This is a genomic window from Streptomyces anthophorae, assembly GCF_049310305.1.
In the GTDB taxonomy this organism is placed as follows: Bacteria; Actinomycetota; Actinomycetes; order Streptomycetales; family Streptomycetaceae; genus Streptomyces.
Genome location: NZ_JBLWQQ010000001.1, coordinates 3630506 through 3649790, shown reverse-complemented (window position 1 = coordinate 3649790; position 19285 = coordinate 3630506). Strand labels below are relative to the sequence as shown.

21 protein-coding genes are annotated in these 19285 nt (G+C 71.5%); 9 read left to right on the top strand and 12 right to left on the bottom strand.

The features are described from left to right. The first annotated feature begins 4 nt into the window (after positions 1 to 4). Positions 5 to 808, top strand: coding sequence for a group II truncated hemoglobin (locus ACNYS0_RS16215; protein ID WP_422474367.1), 804 nt, complete (start codon positions 5 to 7; stop codon positions 806 to 808). On the opposite strand, the gene ACNYS0_RS16210 is transcribed toward ACNYS0_RS16215, so the two are convergent. The 3 genes from ACNYS0_RS16210 to ACNYS0_RS16200 form a co-directional block, all read right to left on the bottom strand. Next, positions 792 to 1166 (bottom strand): VOC family protein, encoded by a 375-nt coding sequence (locus ACNYS0_RS16210; protein ID WP_422474365.1) that lies wholly within the window; start codon positions 1164 to 1166, stop codon positions 792 to 794. The genes ACNYS0_RS16215 and ACNYS0_RS16210 overlap by 17 nt on opposite strands. Then, complete coding sequence (locus ACNYS0_RS16205; protein ID WP_422474363.1) at positions 1163 to 1780, bottom strand: TetR/AcrR family transcriptional regulator; 618 nt, start codon at positions 1778 to 1780, stop codon at positions 1163 to 1165. The genes ACNYS0_RS16210 and ACNYS0_RS16205 overlap by 4 nt, the downstream gene beginning before the upstream one ends. Positions 1781 to 1874: 94 nt before the next feature. Beyond that, complete coding sequence (locus ACNYS0_RS16200) at positions 1875 to 2786, bottom strand: MmyB family transcriptional regulator (protein WP_422474361.1); 912 nt, start codon at positions 2784 to 2786, stop codon at positions 1875 to 1877. A gap of 128 nt (positions 2787 to 2914) precedes the next feature. On the opposite strand from ACNYS0_RS16200, the gene ACNYS0_RS16195 reads away from it, so the two are divergent. Next, on the top strand, positions 2915 to 3958 hold the full coding sequence (locus ACNYS0_RS16195; protein WP_422474359.1) for an NAD(P)-dependent alcohol dehydrogenase: 1044 nt from the start codon (positions 2915 to 2917) through the stop codon (positions 3956 to 3958). Positions 3959 to 4091: 133 nt separating this feature from the next. Next, a complete protein-coding gene (locus ACNYS0_RS16190) occupies positions 4092 to 4436 on the top strand; it encodes a DUF1330 domain-containing protein (RefSeq protein ID WP_422474357.1) in 345 nt (114 codons plus the stop codon). On the opposite strand, the gene ACNYS0_RS16185 is transcribed toward ACNYS0_RS16190, so the two are convergent. The 3 genes from ACNYS0_RS16185 to ACNYS0_RS16175 form a co-directional block, all read right to left on the bottom strand. Continuing rightward, complete coding sequence (locus tag ACNYS0_RS16185) at positions 4437 to 5270, bottom strand: helix-turn-helix domain-containing protein (RefSeq protein ID WP_422474355.1); 834 nt, start codon at positions 5268 to 5270, stop codon at positions 4437 to 4439. It abuts the gene before it with no gap. 33 nt (positions 5271 to 5303) lie between these two features. Beyond that, on the bottom strand, positions 5304 to 6122 hold the full coding sequence (locus tag ACNYS0_RS16180; protein ID WP_422474354.1) for an alpha/beta fold hydrolase: 819 nt from the start codon (positions 6120 to 6122) through the stop codon (positions 5304 to 5306). A gap of 259 nt (positions 6123 to 6381) precedes the next feature. Then, complete coding sequence (locus tag ACNYS0_RS16175; protein WP_422474352.1) at positions 6382 to 7479, bottom strand: hypothetical protein; 1098 nt, start codon at positions 7477 to 7479, stop codon at positions 6382 to 6384. 107 nt (positions 7480 to 7586) lie between these two features. Between ACNYS0_RS16175 and ACNYS0_RS16170 the strand changes: the two genes are divergently transcribed. Continuing rightward, complete coding sequence (locus tag ACNYS0_RS16170; protein ID WP_422474350.1) at positions 7587 to 8762, top strand: cystathionine gamma-synthase; 1176 nt, start codon at positions 7587 to 7589, stop codon at positions 8760 to 8762. Between the two features lies 1 nt (position 8763). On the opposite strand, the gene ACNYS0_RS16165 is transcribed toward ACNYS0_RS16170, so the two are convergent. From ACNYS0_RS16165 to ACNYS0_RS16155, 3 genes are all read right to left on the bottom strand, one after another. Further along, on the bottom strand, positions 8764 to 9018 hold the full coding sequence (locus ACNYS0_RS16165) for a hypothetical protein (RefSeq protein WP_422474348.1): 255 nt from the start codon (positions 9016 to 9018) through the stop codon (positions 8764 to 8766). Further along, entirely contained in the window at positions 9015 to 9494 is a 480-nt protein-coding gene (locus ACNYS0_RS16160) for a sigma factor-like helix-turn-helix DNA-binding protein (RefSeq protein ID WP_422474346.1), read from the bottom strand. Before ACNYS0_RS16160 ends, ACNYS0_RS16165 begins: the two co-directional genes overlap by 4 nt. 78 nt (positions 9495 to 9572) lie before the next feature. Further along, positions 9573 to 10058 (bottom strand): MarR family winged helix-turn-helix transcriptional regulator, encoded by a 486-nt coding sequence (locus ACNYS0_RS16155; protein WP_326018767.1) that lies wholly within the window; start codon positions 10056 to 10058, stop codon positions 9573 to 9575. A gap of 175 nt (positions 10059 to 10233) precedes the next feature. Between ACNYS0_RS16155 and ilvA the strand changes: the two genes are divergently transcribed. The 3 genes from ilvA (at position 10234) to ACNYS0_RS16140 (ending at position 13400) form a co-directional block, all read left to right on the top strand. Next, a complete protein-coding gene (gene ilvA, locus ACNYS0_RS16150; RefSeq protein ID WP_422474344.1) occupies positions 10234 to 11475 on the top strand; it encodes a threonine ammonia-lyase in 1242 nt (413 codons plus the stop codon). A 126-nt stretch (positions 11476 to 11601) separates the two neighbouring features. Further along, positions 11602 to 12597, top strand: a complete 996-nt coding sequence (locus tag ACNYS0_RS16145; protein WP_422474342.1) for an ATP-binding cassette domain-containing protein — start codon at positions 11602 to 11604, stop codon at positions 12595 to 12597. Beyond that, positions 12594 to 13400, top strand: a complete 807-nt coding sequence (locus ACNYS0_RS16140; RefSeq protein ID WP_422474340.1) for an ABC transporter permease — start codon at positions 12594 to 12596, stop codon at positions 13398 to 13400. Before ACNYS0_RS16145 ends, ACNYS0_RS16140 begins: the two co-directional genes overlap by 4 nt. Before the next feature lie 73 nt (positions 13401 to 13473). Here ACNYS0_RS16140 and greA read toward each other — a convergent pair whose 3' ends face one another. Beyond that, positions 13474 to 13971: a transcription elongation factor GreA gene (greA, locus tag ACNYS0_RS16135; RefSeq protein WP_422409291.1), complete on the bottom strand. Its 498-nt coding sequence runs from the start codon at positions 13969 to 13971 to the stop codon at positions 13474 to 13476. Positions 13972 to 14166: 195 nt separating this feature from the next. Beyond that, entirely contained in the window at positions 14167 to 14571 is a 405-nt protein-coding gene (locus ACNYS0_RS16130) for a DUF4307 domain-containing protein (RefSeq protein WP_422409293.1), read from the bottom strand. A 131-nt stretch (positions 14572 to 14702) separates the two neighbouring features. Here ACNYS0_RS16130 and mca point away from each other — a divergent pair, with 131 nt between their 5' ends. Next, complete coding sequence (gene mca / locus ACNYS0_RS16125) at positions 14703 to 15584, top strand: mycothiol conjugate amidase Mca (protein ID WP_422474338.1); 882 nt, start codon at positions 14703 to 14705, stop codon at positions 15582 to 15584. Then, on the top strand, positions 15577 to 15819 hold the full coding sequence (locus tag ACNYS0_RS16120) for a hypothetical protein (protein ID WP_422409296.1): 243 nt from the start codon (positions 15577 to 15579) through the stop codon (positions 15817 to 15819). Before mca ends, ACNYS0_RS16120 begins: the two co-directional genes overlap by 8 nt. Before the next feature lie 127 nt (positions 15820 to 15946). Here ACNYS0_RS16120 and ACNYS0_RS16115 read toward each other — a convergent pair whose 3' ends face one another. Further along, positions 15947 to 19207, bottom strand: coding sequence for a tetratricopeptide repeat protein (locus tag ACNYS0_RS16115; protein ID WP_422474336.1), 3261 nt, complete (start codon positions 19205 to 19207; stop codon positions 15947 to 15949). Between the last annotated feature and the right edge of the window lie 78 nt (positions 19208 to 19285).

Below are 19285 nucleotides of genomic sequence, written 5' to 3'. Positions count from 1 at the left end.
GCGCATGACGACTCGATCCCGGCGCACCATCGAGTACATCCGCTACCGCATCCCCGAGGACCGCTCGGCCGAGTTCCTCGCGGCGTACACCCGCGCGGCACGTCAGCTGGCGGCCTCGGAGCACTGCGTCTCGTACGAACTCACCCGCTGCGAAGAGGACTTCGAGCACTACATCCTGCGCATCGTGTGGACGTCGACCGAGGACCACCTGAAGGGCTTCCGCGCCTCCGGCCTCTTCCCGGTGTTCCTCACCGAGATCCGCCCGTACGTCGGGTACATCGACGAGATGCGCCACTACGCGCCGACCGCGGTGCGCGGCACGGGCTCCGCGGAACCCACGCTCTACCAATGGGCGGGCGGCGCCGAGGCGTTCGACCGCCTCACCTCGGTCTTCTACGAGAAGGTGGTGAAGGACGAGCTCCTCGGCCCGCTCTTCGCCGACCTCCCGGCGGAGCACGCGCGCCACGTCGCCCTCTGGCTCGGCGAGGTCTTCGGCGGCCCGCGGGCCTACTCCGAGCAGTACGGCGGCCACAGTCACATGGTCGCGATGCACATCGGCAAAGCCGTCACCGAACCGCAGCGCCGCCGCTGGGTCAACCTCATCCAGGACGCGGCCGACGAGGCGGCCCTGCCGACGGACGCGGAATTCCGCTCGGCGTTCCTGGCGTACATCGAGTGGGGGACGCGGCTTGCGGTCCACTTCTCGTCCCCGGGCGCGGAACGCCCGGCGGAACAACCGGTACCGCACTGGACCTGGGGAGCGGCACCGCCGTACCAGCCGGAGAGGTCGGCTACTCCGGGGACATGACCTCGTACAGATTCCGCGCCTCGTCGACGAAGAACAGCCCGCGCGGGCACAGCGGGTGGTCGATGCGCCCATTGGCGGGATCGCGCGGCGAGTTGCCGTACGGAACGCCCAATTCCCGTACGCGACCGAGGATGTGGTCGAACGTCTCCGGGTCGACGTCGAAGGCGAGGTGATGCCCCTCCGGCCGCTCGACGGTCATGAAGTCGAGGGTCAGCGACTCATTGACGCGCACCGGCGCGAAGTGCCCGCCGAGACCGGCGGGCGGCAGCGTCTCCAGGCCCATCACCTCGGCGAAGAAGCGGGCTGCCGCGGTGTTGTCGACGGCCGGGACGATGGTGTGGTTGAGGCTGACGGTCATGCGGGGCTCCCGGGGTCGGTCAGCGAGCCGTGCAGGAGTACGTCGACCAGCTCGGTCGGCGTCGGGTTCAAGTCGGCTTCGGGGGCGCGCAGTTGGCTGAAGAGCATGCCCAGGAAGAGTGTGGCCAGCTTGTCCGGCGGCAGGCGCAGGGTGTCCCGGTCGGGATCGATCAGCTCGCTCAGCGCCTCGCGCATGGCCTGCGCGGAGGCCTGCCGACTGTCCTGGTTGGGCCGCTCGCCCTCGGGCCGGCCGCGCCGCCGCCCCGACGCGTGGAGCCCGCCGACGACGGCGCCCATCCGGTCCAGGTGGGCCCGCATCGCCTCTGCGGCCTCGACGAGCCGGGCGGCGAGAGGCTGCTCCAGGTCGATCGAGGCGAGTTCGCGCTGCACGTGCTCCGGGCTCACCGCCTCGGCGACGCACGCGTCGAGCACCTCGTCCTTGTCCTTGAACACCCGGAAGATCGTGGCCTCGCCGATTCCGGCCGCCCGGGCGATCTGCCCCGTGGTGACGGCTCCGCCGTACTCGGAGACGAGTGGCAGGGCGGCCGCGACGATCATGCTGCGCCGTTGCTCCGGACTCATGCCGGGCGCGCGCTTCTTGGTGGTCGATGGCATGCCTCAAAGCTACGGAGTGAGCGCTCACTCCGTCAAGCAATCGAAGCCCCGCCGGCGTTTGAGGCGCGGGGTCCGGGGCGGCGCCCCGCGACGTCTACAACTCGGCCCGCAACGCGTCCGCGCCCCAACTCGCCAGCAGCCGTAGCGCCTCCGCCGACGCCGACCCCGCCTCCGCGTGATAGACGGACAAGAACTGCCCGTCGTCGTCCGGCAAGTGCAACGTCTCGTACGCGAGCGTCAGTTCGCCCACCAGGGGGTGCCGCATGCGCTTCACGCCGTGGCCCTTCTCCTTCACGTCGTGCGTGGCCCACAGGCGACGGAACTTCTCGCTCTTGACGGAGAGTTCGCCGACCAGGGCCGACAGCTCCGGGTCCTCGGGGTTCCGGCCCGCGTACAGCCGCAGGTAGCTGACCATGTCGGTCGCCTTGGAGTCCCAGTCGATGAACAGCTCCCGGTAGTCCGGGTTGAGGAAGGTCAGCCGCGCCCAGTTCCGCTCGACGCGCGGCAGCTGCCCCCAGTCGCCGAACAGGGCCGCCGCCATCCGGTTCCAGGCGAGGATGTCCGAGCGCGGTCCGCCGATGTACGCGGGCACGCCCTCCATCGCGTCGAGCAGATGGCGCAGCGAGGGCCGCACGTGCTGCTGCCGCTTCGGCGCCGGGGCCCTGCGGCGCTGCCGCGTCGGGCTCGCCAGGTGCACGAGGTGCGCGTGCTCGGTGTCGCTGAGCCGCAGGGCGCGCGCGATGGCGTCGAGCACCTCCGCCGACACATTGCGCCCGTTGCCCTGCTCCAGGCGGGTGTAGTACGCCACCGAGACCCCGGCGAGCTGCGCCAGCTCCTCGCGCCGCAGCCCCGGGACCCGCCGGTGCCGCCCCGCCGAGGCGAGGCCCACGTCCTCCGGCTTGAGCCGGGCCCGCCGGGTGCGCAGGAACTCGCTCAGCTCGGCGCGCCGGTCCAGCTGGTCCGGGCGGTCCGCCGCGGCTTCCCCTGCCGCATCGTTCTCGTCCATGCTGTCCAGTATTCCCGGTCCTACGACCGTGAGCCTGACCCCGCCAGTAGTAGGACCACTGAACGTACGCAAAGCGGTGACCTGCGTATTCCTTGGAGATCCGGGCGGCCCGGTAGCAGGCTTGAGGCATGACCACGACTGTTGCCGCATACGCCGCTCCCAGCGCCAAGGCCCCGCTGGAGCGCACCACCATCGAACGCCGCACCGTCGGCGAGCACGACGTGCTGATCGACATCAAGTTCGCCGGAATCTGTCACTCCGACATCCACCAGGCCCGCGAGGGCTGGGGCGAGGCCATCTTCCCGATGGTTCCGGGCCACGAGATCGCCGGTGTCGTGGAGGCCGTCGGCTCTGGCGTCACCAAGTTCAAGGTCGGCGACCGCGTCGGCGTCGGCTGCATGGTCGACTCCTGTGGCGCGTGCGAGCCCTGCAAGTCCGGGTTCGAGCAGCACTGCGTCCAGGGCAACGTCCAGACGTACAACGGCATCGGCAAGGACGGCGAGCCCACCTACGGCGGCTACTCGCAGAAGGTCGTCGTCACCGAGGGCTTCGTCCTGGGTATCCCCGAGGGCCTCTCCCTCGACGTGGCCGCGCCGCTGCTCTGCGCCGGCATCACCACGTACTCCCCGCTGAAGCACTGGGGCGCGGGCCCCGGCAAGAAGGTCGCGGTCGTCGGTCTCGGCGGCCTCGGCCACATGGGCGTCAAGATCGCGCACGCGCTCGGCGCGGAGGTCACCGTCCTGTCGCAGTCGCTGCGCAAGAAGGACGACGGCCTGAAGCTGGGCGCCGACCACTACTACGCGACGAGCGACCCGAAGACCTTCGAGGAGCTCGCGGGCACCTTCGACGTCATCCTCTCCACGGTCTCCGCGCAGGTGGACTTCGGCGCCTACCTGGGCCTGCTCAAGACGGGCGGCGCGCTGGTGAACGTCGGCGCCCCCGAGGAGCCGATCTCCCTCAACCTGTTCTCCCTCATCGGGGGCAACAAGGTGCTCGCCGGCTCCATGATCGGCGGCATCGCCGAGACCCAGGAGATGCTCGACTTCTGCGCGGAGCACGGCCTCGGCGCCGAGATCGAGCTGATCGAGGCGAGCCAGGTCAACGAGGCGTACGAGCGGGTCCTCGGCTCGGACGTGCGCTACCGCTTCGTGATCGACGCGGCGACGATCTGAGCGTCTCCCGCACCTCTGGCGTCATGACTGCATGACGTTCATGACCTGAGAGGTCATGGCCGCCCTCCCCGGGCCCCGGCAGGATCGAACCCGTACCCACCAGATCCCGCCGGACCCGAGGGAGGGCCTTTTCATGACCGCCTACGCGATCGCCGTACTCGGTACCACGCCCGGTGCGCCGCACCCCGACGTGCTCACGTACATCGAGCGCGTCCAGTCCACCTTCGCCCCGTACGGCGGCCGCTTCCTGTCGCACGGCAAGAAGGGGGAGTGGATGGAGGGCGAGCCGCTCGGCGACATCGTGATGGTCGGGTTCCCCGACCTGGAGGCGGCCCACGCCTGGTACGCGTCGCCCGCCTACCAGGAGATCCTGCCGCTGCGCACCGAGCATCTGCCCGGCAGCCTGGTGATCCTGGAGGGCGTCCCGGAGACGTACGACGCGGGGCGCACGGCCGCGGCCATGCGCGACGCGAGCTGATCAGTGCCCGCCCTCGGCCGCCCACGCCACGTCGTCCACCGCCAGGAACGGTGTTCCGGCGACCGCCGAGGGCGTCGCCCCGGTGAACGCGCGGACGTCGCGGTGCAGATGGGACTGGTCGGCGTAGCCGCTCTCCGCGGCGACGCGGGACGGCGGTGCGCCCGCGGCGAGGCGGTGGGCGGCACGGTCGAAGCGGACGAGGCGGGCGGCGTGCTGCGGCGTGAGCCCGACCTGGGTGCGGAACCGGGACCACAGGCGCTTGCGGCTCCAGCCGGTCTCGTGGGCGAGCCGCTCGACCCGGACGCGGCCGTGGCACGCCGCCAACCGCCGCCAGGCGTAGGAGACTTCCGGGGAGAGGGCGCGCCCCTCCTCGGCCCTCAGGGCCAGCGCACGCTCGGCGACCGCGAACCGCTCGGGCCAGGACGCCGCCGCGCGCAGCCGGTCCTGCAACCGCTCGGCGGCGGCCCGCCCCCACAGTGCGTCCAGGTCCACGGTCTCCCCGTACGGGCCGCAGGGCGCGCCGAGCACGGCGTGCGCGAGCAGCGGCGAAAGGCGCAGTTGCAGGCAGGCGAAGCCCCGCTCGCCCGCGGCCCGTACGGTGCCGGGCGCGAGGCCCACGACCAGTCGCTCGCAGGACCGCTGCCCGGTGCCGTCGTGGACGGAGAGGGGAGCGTCGCCGAGGTTGAAGGCGAGGGTGACCGACGGGTGCGGGATCAGCTGCAGGTTCCGCAGGCCGGCGGCCCGGTCGCTGAACCCGGCCATCATCAGCCCGGGAAGCGCCCCGGGACGGTCCGGCACGGCGATGTCCCATGAGGGCCGGGTCGTCCGGGCCATCCGGGTCACCTCCCAAGTCGGCCTCGCGCGGCGTCAATTGGCGTCCGCCGCCGGAGCCGCGATGAACGCGCGCAGCAGCGCGACCGTCCGCTCCGTCGCTTCCAGCATGGGCGTGTGGCCCACCCCCGGCAACAGTTCGATCCGGGCCCCGGGAACCGCCCGGTACAGCTGCGCCGACGAGGACCGCCAGCGCCGGTCCTCGGCCCCGAAGAGCACGAACAGCGGCAGCCCCAGCGGGGCGAGGCGCTCCGGGAGGGCGCGCTGCCCGAGGTACTTCTCGGAGGCGCGCAGCGTTCCCACGAAGGCGCGGTGCGTCATCGCCATGGCGCCCTCGACGTAGCTGTCGGGGATCGGGACGGGCCGGGTGACCGCCGTGCTCGCGGCCTTGCGCAGCGCGTCCGGCATCCGCAGCCGCCACAGCAGCGGGCCGACGACCGGCAGCAACAGCAGCCGCACCAGCGGGCTTTCGCCGGTCTCCGCGTTCAGGTCGGGGCCCATGCCGATGAGCACGACGGCCGCCACCGCTCCGGTCCGCGCCTCGGCCAGCGCCGTCGCGACCATGCACCCCGACGAGTGCCCGACGACGGTCACCCGCTCCGCCCCGAGCCGGTCGAGCACGGCCCCGATCCGCCGCGCCTGCTCCGGCACCCCGAACCCGCCCGTCGCCGGGGCGGGGGACCGCCCGCACCCCGGCAGGTCCACCCGGATCACCCGGAACGCCTCCGCGAGCGCCGGAACCACCGGGTCCCAGTGCTCCAGGGACCCCGCGCTGCCGTGGATCAGCAGCACGGCGGGCGCATCGGGCGCCCCGGCCACCTCCACGCGCACGTCGTCCACGTAGAACTCCGCCATGCCGCTCCCCGCCTCCCGTTGCCGTACCGGCTGTGGATCGAGCATCGCGCCGGAAGGCTCCGGCGGTATTGGACGGATGTTCCCGTGCCGCCACCGGTTGCGGGGCCACATCAAGCCCGTCGACGATGGGTGAGCACAATCAAGCCTCGCCGGCGTTTGAGGCGCGGGGTCCGGGGCGGAGCCCCGATCTTTCAAGCCTCGCCGGCGATTGAGGCGCGGGGCCCGGGGCAGAGCCCCGAGACGTAGGCACGGCACCGGGTCAATGGCGAAGCGTCGCCGGGCTTCCGCCGTTCGCCTCGTAACCGGCGACCGCGAGCGCCCGGTACACCGCGTACGACGCGGCCGGGTCCGGCTCCGCGGTCCACGGGATCGCGCCCACGTGCCCGTCCACGTGCACCAGCTGCTGCATCGCCTCGGACCAGCGCTCGCTGCGCACCAGGAAGAACACCAGCAGGTGCCGGACGTGCGCGAGCATCGGGTCGTCCGGCCGCGCGGAGTGCACCGCGAACAGCGCGCCGTGCAGCGCCTTCGTGACGACCTCGCTCTCGTAGAAGCCGCGCACCAGGTTCACGTCGGGCACGTGCTCGTACAGCGCGAACAGCGGCAGCGCTGCGAGCAGCGAACCGCGCGGCGCACGCGCGGCGGCGGCCTCGGCGAACGAGAAGGCCTGCTCGCGCGAGCCGTGCCACTTCTCCGTCCAGTACCGCAGACCGGCCAGATGCGCGCCCATGTGTCCCGGCGCGGTGTCGAGGATCTTCAGCCACAGCTGCTCGAACTCGGCCTGCGAATAGCCGAGTCCGCGCGCCACGGCGAGGTGCGTGATGTGCGGGACGGGGTCGCCCGGAGCCAACAGCGCCGCCTGGTCACAGGCGCTGCGCGCCTCCTCCAGGACGATCCGCTGCTCGTCGGGGGTGCCGCCGCCGCGCCACGCCTGCTGCACCAGGAACTCGGCGAAGACCTGCGCCCCGCCCGCGTCCTTCGGTGCCTGCGAGCGCCACGCGTGCAGCCACCCGGCGCCGAGCCGCGGCGTCTGCTGGGCCTCGAGGGCGGCGGCCCCGGCGACCGCCTGCACCCGCTCCCAACGGGTCTCGGTCTCCTTGCCGGTCCCCGCGAGCAGCTGGGAGGCGGCCGTGAAGTCCTGATTGCGCTGCACGACCGCCATCACGTCGAGCAGGTCCTGGTCGGGCCCCGGCAGCCGCACGTCCAGGTCCTCCTGGAGCATGAACCCGTAGTCCGCCGGGTCCGCGGCGTCCGGGGACCCGGGCGCGACCTGACGAATCCCGCCGCGGCGGCGCATCAACTGCGACACCACGAGCCCGATCATGACCGCGGACATCAGCCCCCAGAGAATTCCCATATCAACAACGCTAACGTGCCGGTCCGACACCGGGTTCCCGACGGCGGTGGCGACAAAAGGGCGCTGCGCCCCACCTCCGCGCTCCCGAGCGCCTACGCTCGGGCGCCATGAGCGACACGCACAGCCACAGCGGCAGCACCCCGCGCGGCTTCGAGACCACCGCCATCCACGCAGGCAACACGGCCGACCCCGTGACAGGCGCCGTCGTCCCGCCGATCTACCAGGTCTCCACGTACAAGCAGGACGGCGTGGGCGGCCTGCGCGGCGGCTACGAGTACAGCCGCAGCGCCAACCCGACCCGTACCGCACTCGAAGAGAACCTCGCCGCCCTCGAAGGCGGCCGGCGCGGGCTCGCCTTCGCCTCCGGGCTCGCCGCCGAGGACTGCCTGCTGCGCACGCTGCTCGGCCCCGGCGACCACGTGGTCATCCCGAACGACGCGTACGGCGGCACGTTCCGGCTGTTCGCGAAGGTCGTGACGCGGTGGGGCGTCGAGTTCTCGGTGGCCGACACCGGCGACGTCGAGTCGGTGCGCGCCGCGATCACCCCGCTGACCAAGGCCGTGTGGGTGGAGACGCCCTCCAACCCGCTCCTCGGCATCACCGACATCGCGGCCGTCGCCCAGGTCGCCCACGAGGCCGGGGCCCTGCTCGTCGTCGACAACACCTTCGCGAGCCCCTACCTCCAGCAGCCGCTCGCCCTCGGCGCCGACGTCGTCGTGCACTCGATGACCAAGTACATGGGCGGCCACTCCGACGTCGTCGGCGGCGCCCTCGTCGTCAACGACGACGCCCTCGCCGACGAGCTCACGTTCCACCAGAACGCCATGGGGGCCATCGCCGGGCCCTTCGACGCCTGGCTGGTGCTGCGCGGCATCAAGACGCTGCCCGTGCGCATGGACCGGCACAGCGAGAACGCGACCCGCGTCGCCGACATGCTCACCCGCCACCCGCGGGTCACGAAGGTGCTCTACCCGGGTCTGCCCGAACACCCCGGGCACGAGATCGCGGCCAAGCAGATGAAGGCCTTCGGCGGCATGGTGTCGTTCCAGGTCGAGGGCGGCGAGGAGGCGGCCGTCGAGGTCTGCAACCGGGCGAAGCTGTTCACCCTGGGCGAGTCCCTCGGCGGCGTCGAGTCGCTCGTCGAGCACCCCGGCCGGATGACGCACGCCTCCGTCGCGGGCTCCGCCCTGGAGGTCCCCGCCGATCTCGTACGCCTCTCCGTGGGCATCGAGTCGGTCGACGACCTGCTGGCCGACCTCCAGCAGGCGCTCGACAAGAAGTAGGTCACCAGCCGGTGAGCTGTGGAGTCGTCTTCGACGGCGGCTCCACCCACGGCCGCTCGACCGTCGCCCACACCACGAACGCCACGACGGCGACGATCAGCACGCACCACATCAACCGGGCCACCGCCCTGCGCCGCCTCCGCACGCGGCCGCCCCTGCGCATCGCGTCCGCGCACAGCTCCGCCGGCACCACGGGCGCGGGCCCGTGGTCGAGCACGGCACGCACGGCCGCCTCATTGCGCTCCTGAAGACTCATGCCGGGGCCGCTCCCCGCAGGTCCTGTACGGAGTTCTGGCGCGGCGGGTGCAGGACGAGGGCCATCGCCCGCGCGTGCACGGTACGGACGCGCTCCGCGGGAAGGCCGAGCAGCGAGGCGGTCTGCTCCTCGCCGACCCCTTCGAAGAGCCGCAGCACGAGGACGAGGCGCTCCTGCGGGCTGAGCCGTGCGAGCGCGCCGCCCCGCGCGCGGTGCCGGCGCCAGGCGCCGCGGGCGAACCGGACGGCCAGTTCCTTGCGCGCGCAGTCGTAGGGATCCTCGCCCCGAAGGCGGTCCCAGGAGGCATACGTCCGGCCGAGGGCGGCCGTGAGCAGCTTCCGCGCGCGGGGGTTGGCGTCCGCCGGTTCCCCCGTCAGGAGTGTCGCGGCACGCAGCAGCCGCCCGGCCGCGCCCGCGACGAACGCCTCGAACTCACGGGCCCGGCGGGCGTCCTGCAACGCCTGCCGTTCTCGCACCCTTCATATGAGGCCGACCGCGGCTCCCCGGTCAAGAGGCGGGAGCCGCTCATGCCGTACCGGTGTGCCCGGGAACCGTCAGGAGTCGGCGGGCGGCGTCGGCTGGCCGTGGCGCGCGGAGAGCGCGGAATTGAAGCGTGCGAGGAGCGCGCAGAACTGCTCGCGCTCCTGCGGCTCCCACTCCTGCGTCAACTGCGCCATCAATTCCTGCCTGGAAGTGCGTACCTCGTCGAGCCGGGCAGCACCGCGCGGCGACAGCTGCAACACCACCGCACGTCCGTCCTCCGGGTGAGAGGTGCGCTTGACGAGACCCGTGTCGACGAGCGGGGCGACCTGGCGGGTCACCGTCGAGGAGTCGATCCCCATGCTCGACGCGAGCGCCTTGACGCCCATCGGGCCTTCCTTGTCGAGGCGGTTGAGCAGCAGGTAGGCCGCTCGGTCCATCGAATTGCGCACCTGCCCGACCCCGCCGAGCCGGGTCTGTTCGGCGCGACGGGCGAAGACCGCCACCTCGTGCTGGAGCGTTTCGAGGAGGCCGGTGTCGCCGGCGGTCGTCATGTCCATCGTTTCCTGTGGTGTGGGCATGGCCGGGGGCTCACTTCATGCGTGGGTGGTGGATTGCACTGGATTGGCCCACAGGGTACGCGGCGAAAGCGCTGGCCGTACCGGCCGTGCGCAATCCGGTCTCGCAGCGTGAGCATCACGAGAGGCGTGCGCCGTGAGCTGCAAGACTTTCGTCATGAGCAACAGCGCGTCTGACTACTTGCCGGCCCCGACGCCCGCGGTGACCCTCGACGATGTCCGCGGCGCCCAGAAGATGCTTTCCGGGGTGGCGCGCGTGACGTCGATGGCGCACAGCCACCACCTGTCCCAGCTGGCCGGGACGCCGGTCCACCTCAAGTGCGAGAACCTCCAGCGCACCGGATCCTTCAAACTGCGCGGCGCCTATGTGCGGATCGCGGGCCTGCTGCCGGAGGAGCGGGCCGCCGGGGTGGTGGCCGCGAGCGCGGGCAACCACGCGCAGGGAGTGGCCCTCGCCTCCTCGCTCCTCGGCGTGCGCTCCACGGTGTTCATGCCGGTCGGTGCGCCCCTGCCGAAGGTCGCCGCGACCCGCGAGTACGGCGCCGAGGTCCGGCTGCACGGCCAGGTGGTCGACGAGACCCTCGCGGCGGCCCAGCAGTACGCGGAGGAGACGGGGGCGGTGTTCATCCACCCCTTCGACCACCCGGACATCGTCGCGGGCCAGGGCACGCTCGGCCTGGAGATCCTGGAGCAGTGCCCGGAGGTGCGGACCATCCTGGTCGGCGTCGGCGGCGGCGGACTCGCGGCCGGCATCGCCGTCGCGGTGAAGGCGCTGCGGCCCGACGTGAAGGTGATCGGTGTCCAGGCCGCGGGCGCGGCCGCGTACCCGCCCTCGCTGGCCGCCGGGCACCCGGTCGCGATCGAGTCCCTGTCGACGATGGCCGACGGGATCAAGGTGGGGCGGCCCGGCGACGTCCCGTTCGAACTCGTCTCCGGTCTGGTCGACGACGTCCGCACGGTCTCGGAGGACGCGCTCTCCAGCGCCCTGCTGCTCTGCCTGGAGCGCGCCAAGCTGGTCGTCGAGCCCGCGGGCGCGAGCCCCGTCGCGGCGCTCCTGAGCGAGCCCGGGGCGTTCGAGGGCCCGGTCGTCGCGCTGCTGTCCGGCGGCAACATCGACCCGCTCCTGATGCAGCGCGTGCTCACCCACGGCCTGGCCGCCGCGGGCCGCTACCTGTCGCTGCGGCTGCGCCTGACGGACCGCCCCGGCGCCCTGGCCACGCTCCTCCAGGTGTTGTCAGTGGCCGACGCTAACGTCACCGATGTGAGCCACGTACGGACCGATCCGAGGCTGGGGCTCACGGAGGCGGAGGTGGAGCTGCACCTGGAGACCAAGGGTCCCGCGCACTGCACGGAGGTCGAGGCGGCGCTGCGGGAGGCGGGCTACACGGTCATCGGGTAATTCCGTGGCGGTACGCGATACATCGCGATAGCGTGTGGCGGGCTTCACGGCTTTGCCGGGCGCGGGGAACCCGACAAATTTACACTTTCCTCACAAAGGTAGTCATCGACACACTGGGGGAACGGCATGCCAGGCGCTATCTACGCCGAAGGCCTGGTGAAGACCTTCGGCGATGTAAAGGCTCTGGACGGCGTCGATCTGGACGTACCGGAGGGCACGGTCCTCGGCCTGCTCGGGCCGAACGGGGCGGGGAAGACGACGGCCGTGCGCTGTCTGACGACGCTGCTCACGCCGGACAGCGGCAAGGCGGTCGTCGCGGGGATCGACGTACTGAAGAACCCGAACGAGGTCCGGCGCTCCATCGGCCTGTCCGGCCAGTTCGCCGCGGTCGACGAATACCTGACGGGGCGCGAGAACCTCCAGATGGTCGGGCAGCTCTACCAGCTGTCCAAGAAGGCCGCCAAGCAGCGGGCCGGCGAACTCCTCGAGCGCTTCAACCTCACGGACGCCGCCGACCGCCCCTCCAAGACGTACTCCGGCGGCATGCGCCGCAGGCTCGACCTCGCGGCCGCGCTCGTCGTCTCCCCGCCGGTGATGTTCATGGACGAGCCGACGACGGGCCTCGACCCGCACAACCGGCAGCAGCTCTGGGAAGTGATCCAGGAGCTGGTCGCCGGCGGCACGACGCTGCTGCTCACGACGCAGTACCTGGAAGAGGCCGACCACCTGGCGCACGACATCTGCGTCGTGGACCACGGCCGCGTCATCGCCCGCGGCACCGCCGACCAGCTCAAGGCGCAGACCGGCGGCGAGCGCGTCGAGGTAGTGGTGCACGAGCAGGAGCACATCGAGGCGGCCCGAGAGATCCTGGCCGGCTACGGCAAGGGCGAGACGACCGTCGCCGAGCACACCCGCAAGCTGACCGTCCCGGTCACCGGCGGCGCGAAGCTCCTCGCGGAGGTCATCCGCGACCTGGACGCGCGCGGCATCGAGATCGACGACATCGGCCTGCGCCGCCCGACCCTGGACGACGTGTTCATCTCGCTGACGGGCCATGTCGCCGAGGAACCGGCGGCCGACGCGGCCGAGCCGGCCGAGGGCCCGAAGGGGGCGAGGAAATGAGCGCCTGGAGCGACTCCCTGGTCGTCGGCAAGCGCAATCTGATCCGGATGACCCGGATCCCCGAGATGATCCTTTTCGGGATCATCCAGCCCGTGATGTTCGTGGTCCTGTTCACGTACGTCTTCGGCGGCTCCATGAGCGTGGGGGGATCGACCGACCCGGACGTCTACAAGAACTTCCTGATGGCCGGCATCTTCGCCCAGACCGTCACCTTCGCCACAGCGGGATCGGCCGCGGGGATCGCGGACGACATGCAGAAGGGGCTCGTCGACCGTTTCCGCTCGCTCCCGATGGCCCGCGGCGCGGTCCTGACCGGTCGGACGATGGCCGACCTCGTACAGACCGCCGTCACGCTGCTCGTCCTCGCCGTCGTCGCCCTGATCGTGGGCTGGCGCACGGGTGCCCCGGACCCGACCAACGCGGGGCGGGTCCTGGGAGGCTTCGGCCTGTTGCTGCTCCTGGGCTACGCGTTCACCTGGATCGGCGCGCTGATCGGCCTGTCGGTGCGTACCCCGGAGGCGGCGACCTCCGGCGGGATCATCTGGCTCTTCCCGGTGACGTTCATCTCGAACGCCTTCGTGGACACCGGCATGATGACGCCCTGGCTGCGCCACGTGGCGGACTGGAACCCGTTCAGCGCCACCGTGCAGGCCTGCCGCGTGCTGTTCGGCAACCCGGGCGTCTCACAGTCCTCGGCCTGGCCCATGCAGCACCCGGTATGGGCATCCCTCATCTGGTCCGTGCTGATCATCGTCGTCTTCCGCACCCTCGCTGTGCGCAAGTACCGCAACGCGACGGCCTGACACCCGGGCCCTGACACACGAGTGGGGCCCCGCGGCACGCATGCCGCGGGGCCCCACTCGTGTCCGTCGTGCGTCAGCCGTTGAAGGGCTCCGCCTTGAGGATCTTGACCGAGGCCTTCTTGCCGTTCGGCAGTTCGTACTCGGCGTCCTCGCCGACCTTGTGGCCGTTGACCCCCGTGCCGAGCGGGGACTGGGGCGAATACGTCTCGAAGTCGCTGCTCGCGTACTCGCGCGAGGCGAGCAGGAACTCCAGGGTGTCGTCCTCGTCGCCGTCGAAAGCGATCGTGACGACCATGCCGGGCGCGACGACGCCGGTCGCCGCCGGGGCCTCACCGACCTTGGCCTTCTCCAGGAGCTGGGTCAGCTGGCGGATGCGGAGCTCTTGCTTGCCCTGCTCCTCCTTGGCCGCGTGGTACCCGCCGTTCTCCCGCAGGTCGCCCTCCTCGCGCGCCGCGGCGATCTTCTGGGTGATCTCCTCGCGCGCGGGACCAGACAGGTACGCCAGCTCGTCCCTGAGCTTGGTGTACGCCTCCTGCGTCAGCCAGGTGACGTCTTCGCTGGTCTGGGTCACAGGTCGCTCCTCGTAGGTACTGGGTATACAAAGCATCGCCCTACTCAGAAGGATGTTCCCTACTGAGTGGGCGAAACCACGAGCCTAACAATTCAGGCGTGAAAGGGGGAGGACAAAAGGCATCAGTGTTGCGTCGGCGCAGGTCAGCGCCCGCGCCAGGTATCGACAATTGGTCGGATCGTCGGACCGGGCCGATCAGTCGGCGTGACAGCCGATGAGCTCCGCGGACGTGGCCCTGCCGGTGGTGCGCAGCGTGACGACCTTGTCGATCCGGTCCTGCTTCTGGTCGAAGCGGAAGTCCGCGCGGCCCACCTCGGCGCCGTCCTCGCTCTGCGAGCGGATCGTGCAGTAGCCGGTGGCGTCGGAGTCCTTACGGATCTCCATGTGCACCTGGACGTTGTTCTTGTTCGTGTCGAAGGCGATGAGCTCGCCGCTGAACTTGCTGCCGCCGACGACGTAGTACCAGCCGAACCAGACCATCATGGCCGCGAACAGCGTGCCGAGGACGATTCCGGCGATCTTCAGCTTGCGGTCGGCGCGGGCGTCGGCGGAACGCGAGGATCCGTATCGGCCCTCGGGCAGCTGCTGCACGGCGCTCATCGCCCAGTTCCTCTCGCGTCGCCCGACCGTGGACGGGCACCGGAATTTTCCGCCCCCCGGTTCCGTCACTATAGAAGCTGCCCGTTGCACTCCAGGCATCCGGGCGCCCACATCTCACCGAGGAACTTGTCTTGACTGAGCAGCTGCGACTCATGGCCGTTCACGCCCACCCCGACGACGAGTCGTCGAAGGGCGCGGCCACGATGGCCAAGTACGTGTCCGAGGGGGTGGACGTGCACGTCGTGACCTGCACGGGCGGTGAACGCGGCTCCATCCTCAACCCGAAGCTCCAGGGCGACAGGTACGTCGAGGAGAACATCCGGGAGGTCCGCCGCAAGGAGATGGACGAGGCGCGCGAGATCCTCGGCGTGAAGCAGGACTGGCTGGGCTTCGTCGACTCGGGGCTGCCCGAGGGCGACCCGCTGCCGCCGCTGCCGGAGGGCTGCTTCGCCCTGGAGGACGTCGACCACGCGGCCGGCGCCCTGGTCAAGCAGATCCGCAGCTTCCGTCCGCAGGTCATCACGACGTACGACGAGAACGGCGGCTACCCGCACCCCGACCACATCATGACCCACAAGATCACGATGGTGGCCTTCGAGGGCGCGGCCGACGCCGAGAAGTACCCCGAGGCCGAGTTCGGCCCCGTCTTCCAGCCGAAGAAGCTCTACTACAACCAGGGCTTCAACCGGCCCCGCACCGAGGCGCTGCACAATGCGCTCCTCGAGCGCGGCATGGAGTCCCCGTACGGGGACTGGCTCAAGCGCTGGGACGACATGGCGCGCACCGAGCGCACGCTGACCACGCACATCCCGTGCGCCGACTTCTTCGGGATCCGGGACAAGGCGCTGATCGCGCACGCCACGCAGATCGACCCGGACGGCGGCTGGTTCCGCGTGCCGATGGACATCCAGCAGGAGGTCTGGCCGACCGAGGAGTACGAGCTCGCGAAGTCGCTCGTCGATACCTCCCTCCCCGAGGACGACCTCTTCGCGGGCATCCGACACAATGCCTGATGTGAACGCGAATCTGGCATTGACCCATCTCGTCCCCCTTGCCGCCAAGGAGGTCGACGAGAACAAGGTGACTCCGGGTGTGCTCGGCTTCATCGTCTTCGCCGTGATGGCCGTCGCGGTGTGGGGCCTGATGAAGTCGATGAACAGGCACATGGGCAAGGTCGACTTCAAGGAGAAGTCGGACGAGCCCGCCGGCGCGACGAGCGGCAAGGACGCCGGGCAGAAGTCCGCCTGAACCCGCCGTCGGCCCCGTGCGCCCAGGGTGCGCGGGGCCGCTGTGCTGTCCTTCGCGCCCGCCCGCCTGTCATGTTCAGGGCGGGCAGGGGGCGGGGAGAGCCGGGCGTGCGGGGAGAGTGCCGCGCCTATGAGCGCTGGGCCTCCTTGGCGACGCCCATCACGTCCCGCGCGTGCCGGTTCGGCACCATGCCGAGGCGCCAGGCCTGCCAGCCGGCGTCCAGGTCCACGCCCCGCTCCAGAAGCAGCTGGTACGCCTCCACGTAGTCGTCGAGCTTGCCGTCGCGGGCCGGATGCGTGGCCGCGGCGAGCTGGGACAGCTCCTCCTGGGCGACCGCCGTGCCGACCTCCGAGCCGCCGGGGGAGGCGTACGGGAGCAGCGTGCAGCGCAGGAACGTCGCCCAGTCCTCGCCCCTTCGGTCCTCGTACCCGGCGAAGATGGCCGCCGCCTCCTCGCACAGCTCCATCGCCTGCGCGAGCCGCGCGTTGCCCGCGTCGACCACCGCGAGCTCCAGGATCGTCCACCCCTCGCCGTGCGGCACGCCGATGCGTTGGAAGTCGGCGCGCGCGTCGACCAGGAGCTGCCGCGCGAAGCCGGAATTGCGCAGCGAGCCCGTCTGCGCCGCCCGTTCGTCACGGGTGACCCGCGCCGAGTGGTGGCGGGCGCAGGCGAGCCCGTACACGTCACGCATCCGGGAGAACATCGTGCGCGAGCGCTCCAGCTCCCGCACCGCCTTGTCGAGGTCGCCGGTCTCCTCCAGGGCCTGGCCCAGGTAGTAGTACGTCCACGCCTCGCCCCGCGCGTCCTCGTTCTCACGGTGCCGGGACGCCGCCTGACGCAGCCCGTCGACCGCCGCGGACGCCTCGCCGTCGATCAGCCGGGCGCGGGCCAGCTCGGTCAGCGCCCAGGCCTGGCCGCGGTTGTCGCGGGTCTGCCCGTACAGATCGAGCGCCTCGCGCAGCTCCTGCTCGGCGCGCGGCACATTGCCCATCCGCAGGCAGAGCTGGCCGAGCTGGAAGTGCGCCCACGCCTCGCCGTGCAGCGACTCGTTCTCGCGGTGCAGGGCGAACGCGTCGGTGAGCAGGGCCAGCGACATGCGGACGTTCGCGCGGTCGCGCTCGACCGCCGCGAGCGCGTGCAGCGTCCAGCCGCGGTCGCCCTTCGTCTCCGGCGTCGTCTGAAGGTCGAGCGCCTCCCGCAACTTGGCCGCCGCCTCGGTCAGTTGGCCCTGGTGGTGCAGCGTGATGCCGAGGGAGCACAGCGCGCGGCCCTCGCCCGCCCTGTGGTGCGCCTCGCGGTACAGGTCGACCACCGAGGTCAGCGTCGTACGCGCCTTGTCGAGCTCGCCGAGCTGGCGGGCCGCGATACCCGTGCGCCACTGGACCGAGCGCATGAGCAGGCCCTGGTCGATGGACTGCGTCAGCTCCTGGATCTCGCCGAGCCGGTAGAGGTCGCCGCGCAGCAGGCAGTAGTCGCACAGCGCGCCCAGCAGGCCGAGGACCGCGTCCTGGTTGACGCCCTCCGCGTGCCGCAGCGCCGCCGTGATGAAGCTCGACTCGTCGTCCAGCCAGCGCAGCGCCGCGTCCAGGGACGTGAAGCCGTGCGGCCCCGTCTGGCCCGCGCGCGTCGACATGTTGCCGTCGACCAGGCGGATCACCGAGTCGGCCAGATCCGCGTAGTTCTGGATCAGGCGTTCCTGCGCGGCCGTGCGCTCCGCGGGCTCCTCCTCGTCGGCGAGCCGGGCCTGGGCGAAGGCGCGGACGAGATCGTGCAGCCGGTAGCGGCTGCCGCGCACGTGGTCGACGAGCCCGGCCCCCGCAAGCGCCGTCAGATACCGCTCCGCCTCCGCGGTCGTGGTGGCGAGCAGTGCGGCCGCCGCGGCAGCGCCGAGCGAGGCACGCCCGGCGAGCGCGAGCCGCCGCAACAGACGCCTGCCCTGCTCGGACTGGTCGGTGTAGCGCAGCCACAGCACCCGCTCGACCGGGTCCACCGGACCGTACGCGCCGAGGTCCGCGGCGAGCTGACGCGTCGTCCGCGGCCCGATCGCGGAGCCCGCGACCCGCAGTGCCAGCGGCAGGCCGCCGCACAACTCCCTTACGGCATCCGAGGATTCGGCGTCGTACGTCCCGCCCGTCTCCCGCCGCCGCCCCTCCAAGGAAGTCGCTTCGCTCTCCATCCCTTTCGGGTCCTCCGCGGCCTCCCGCAGCAGTTCCTCCGCGCCCGCCGCGTCGAGCGCCTGAACGGGCAGGTGGTGCACCCAGGCGGGCGTGTCGTCGCCGAGGTCGAGAGGCTCGCGGGACGTGACGATCACGAGACTGTCGGAGCGCTCGGGAACAAGTGTGCGCACCTGCTCGGCACTCGCCGCGTCGTCGAGGACGATCGTCACCGGCAGCCCCGTCAGATGCTGGTGGTACAGCTCGCTGAGCCGCTTGACCTGCTGCTCCTGCGAGGACCGCTCACGGAACAGCAACTGCTCGCGCGGCGCCCCGAGCCGGTTCAGCAGATGCAGCAGGGCGTCCCGCGTCGGCAGCGGCGGAGTGTCCGGGCGGTCGCCGCGCAGATCCACCACGCACGCCCCGCGGAACTGGTCCCGCAGCTCGTGCGCCGCCCGCACCGCGAGCGTCGTACGCCCGGATCCCGGGTCCCCGTGCAGCACCACCACGGTCGGCCGGGTCTCGGTACTGGCCCGCGCCGCGTGCACCCACTGCGCGATCTGCGACATGGCGACCCGGCGGCCCGCGAACGGCCCCTCCGGCTCCGGCAGTTGGCCGAACGACTGCTCAAGGACGCTGCGCCGCCGCGCCGCCGCGCTCTTGTCGGTCCGCCGCAACTGCGGCCCCACCGTCTTCTTCGACGTCCCGGTGCTCGCGGCGAGCACCCGCTGCTGATCGAGGAACGGCCGGATGCCCCGCACCTCGAGCGCCGTCAGCCACTGCAACCGCAGCTGCTCGGGCCCGCCCGGCTGATTGCGCGCCCCGGCACTGCGGCTCGCGGCCGGCACGTGCGAAGCGGTCACCTTCGCGACGGTCGCGGCGGAACCCAGTACGGCGACGGCGACACCCGCGCCCACGGCCGTCCCGGCCCCGGCGCCCAGCACCAGATCCGCCACGCAGGCCGTGACCGCGCCGACCCCCGCCACCATCAAAGGAGTTGACCCGCCCTCCTTGGCGAACCGCTGCCCGAACGTCATCCGCCCGGCATCGGCCTCGTCGAGGGCCCGCGTGAACGCGTCGTACTCGTCCGCCGCGCTGCGCCCCATGGAGTCGAGCGCACCCTTCGCCCGCGACAGCAGCACGGCCCCGTCCGCACGCCCTCCCGAACGCCTGACCTCTTCCTCCACGGCCCGAGCCAACAGCCGTTCGGCTTCCGCCCGATGGCTGTCCCGCATCTTCGGTCCCCCTCCGGTGGCGACAGTACGGGGTCAAGTGTGCTGCGTATGGGGTGTCGGCGCGAGGGTCCCGGCGAT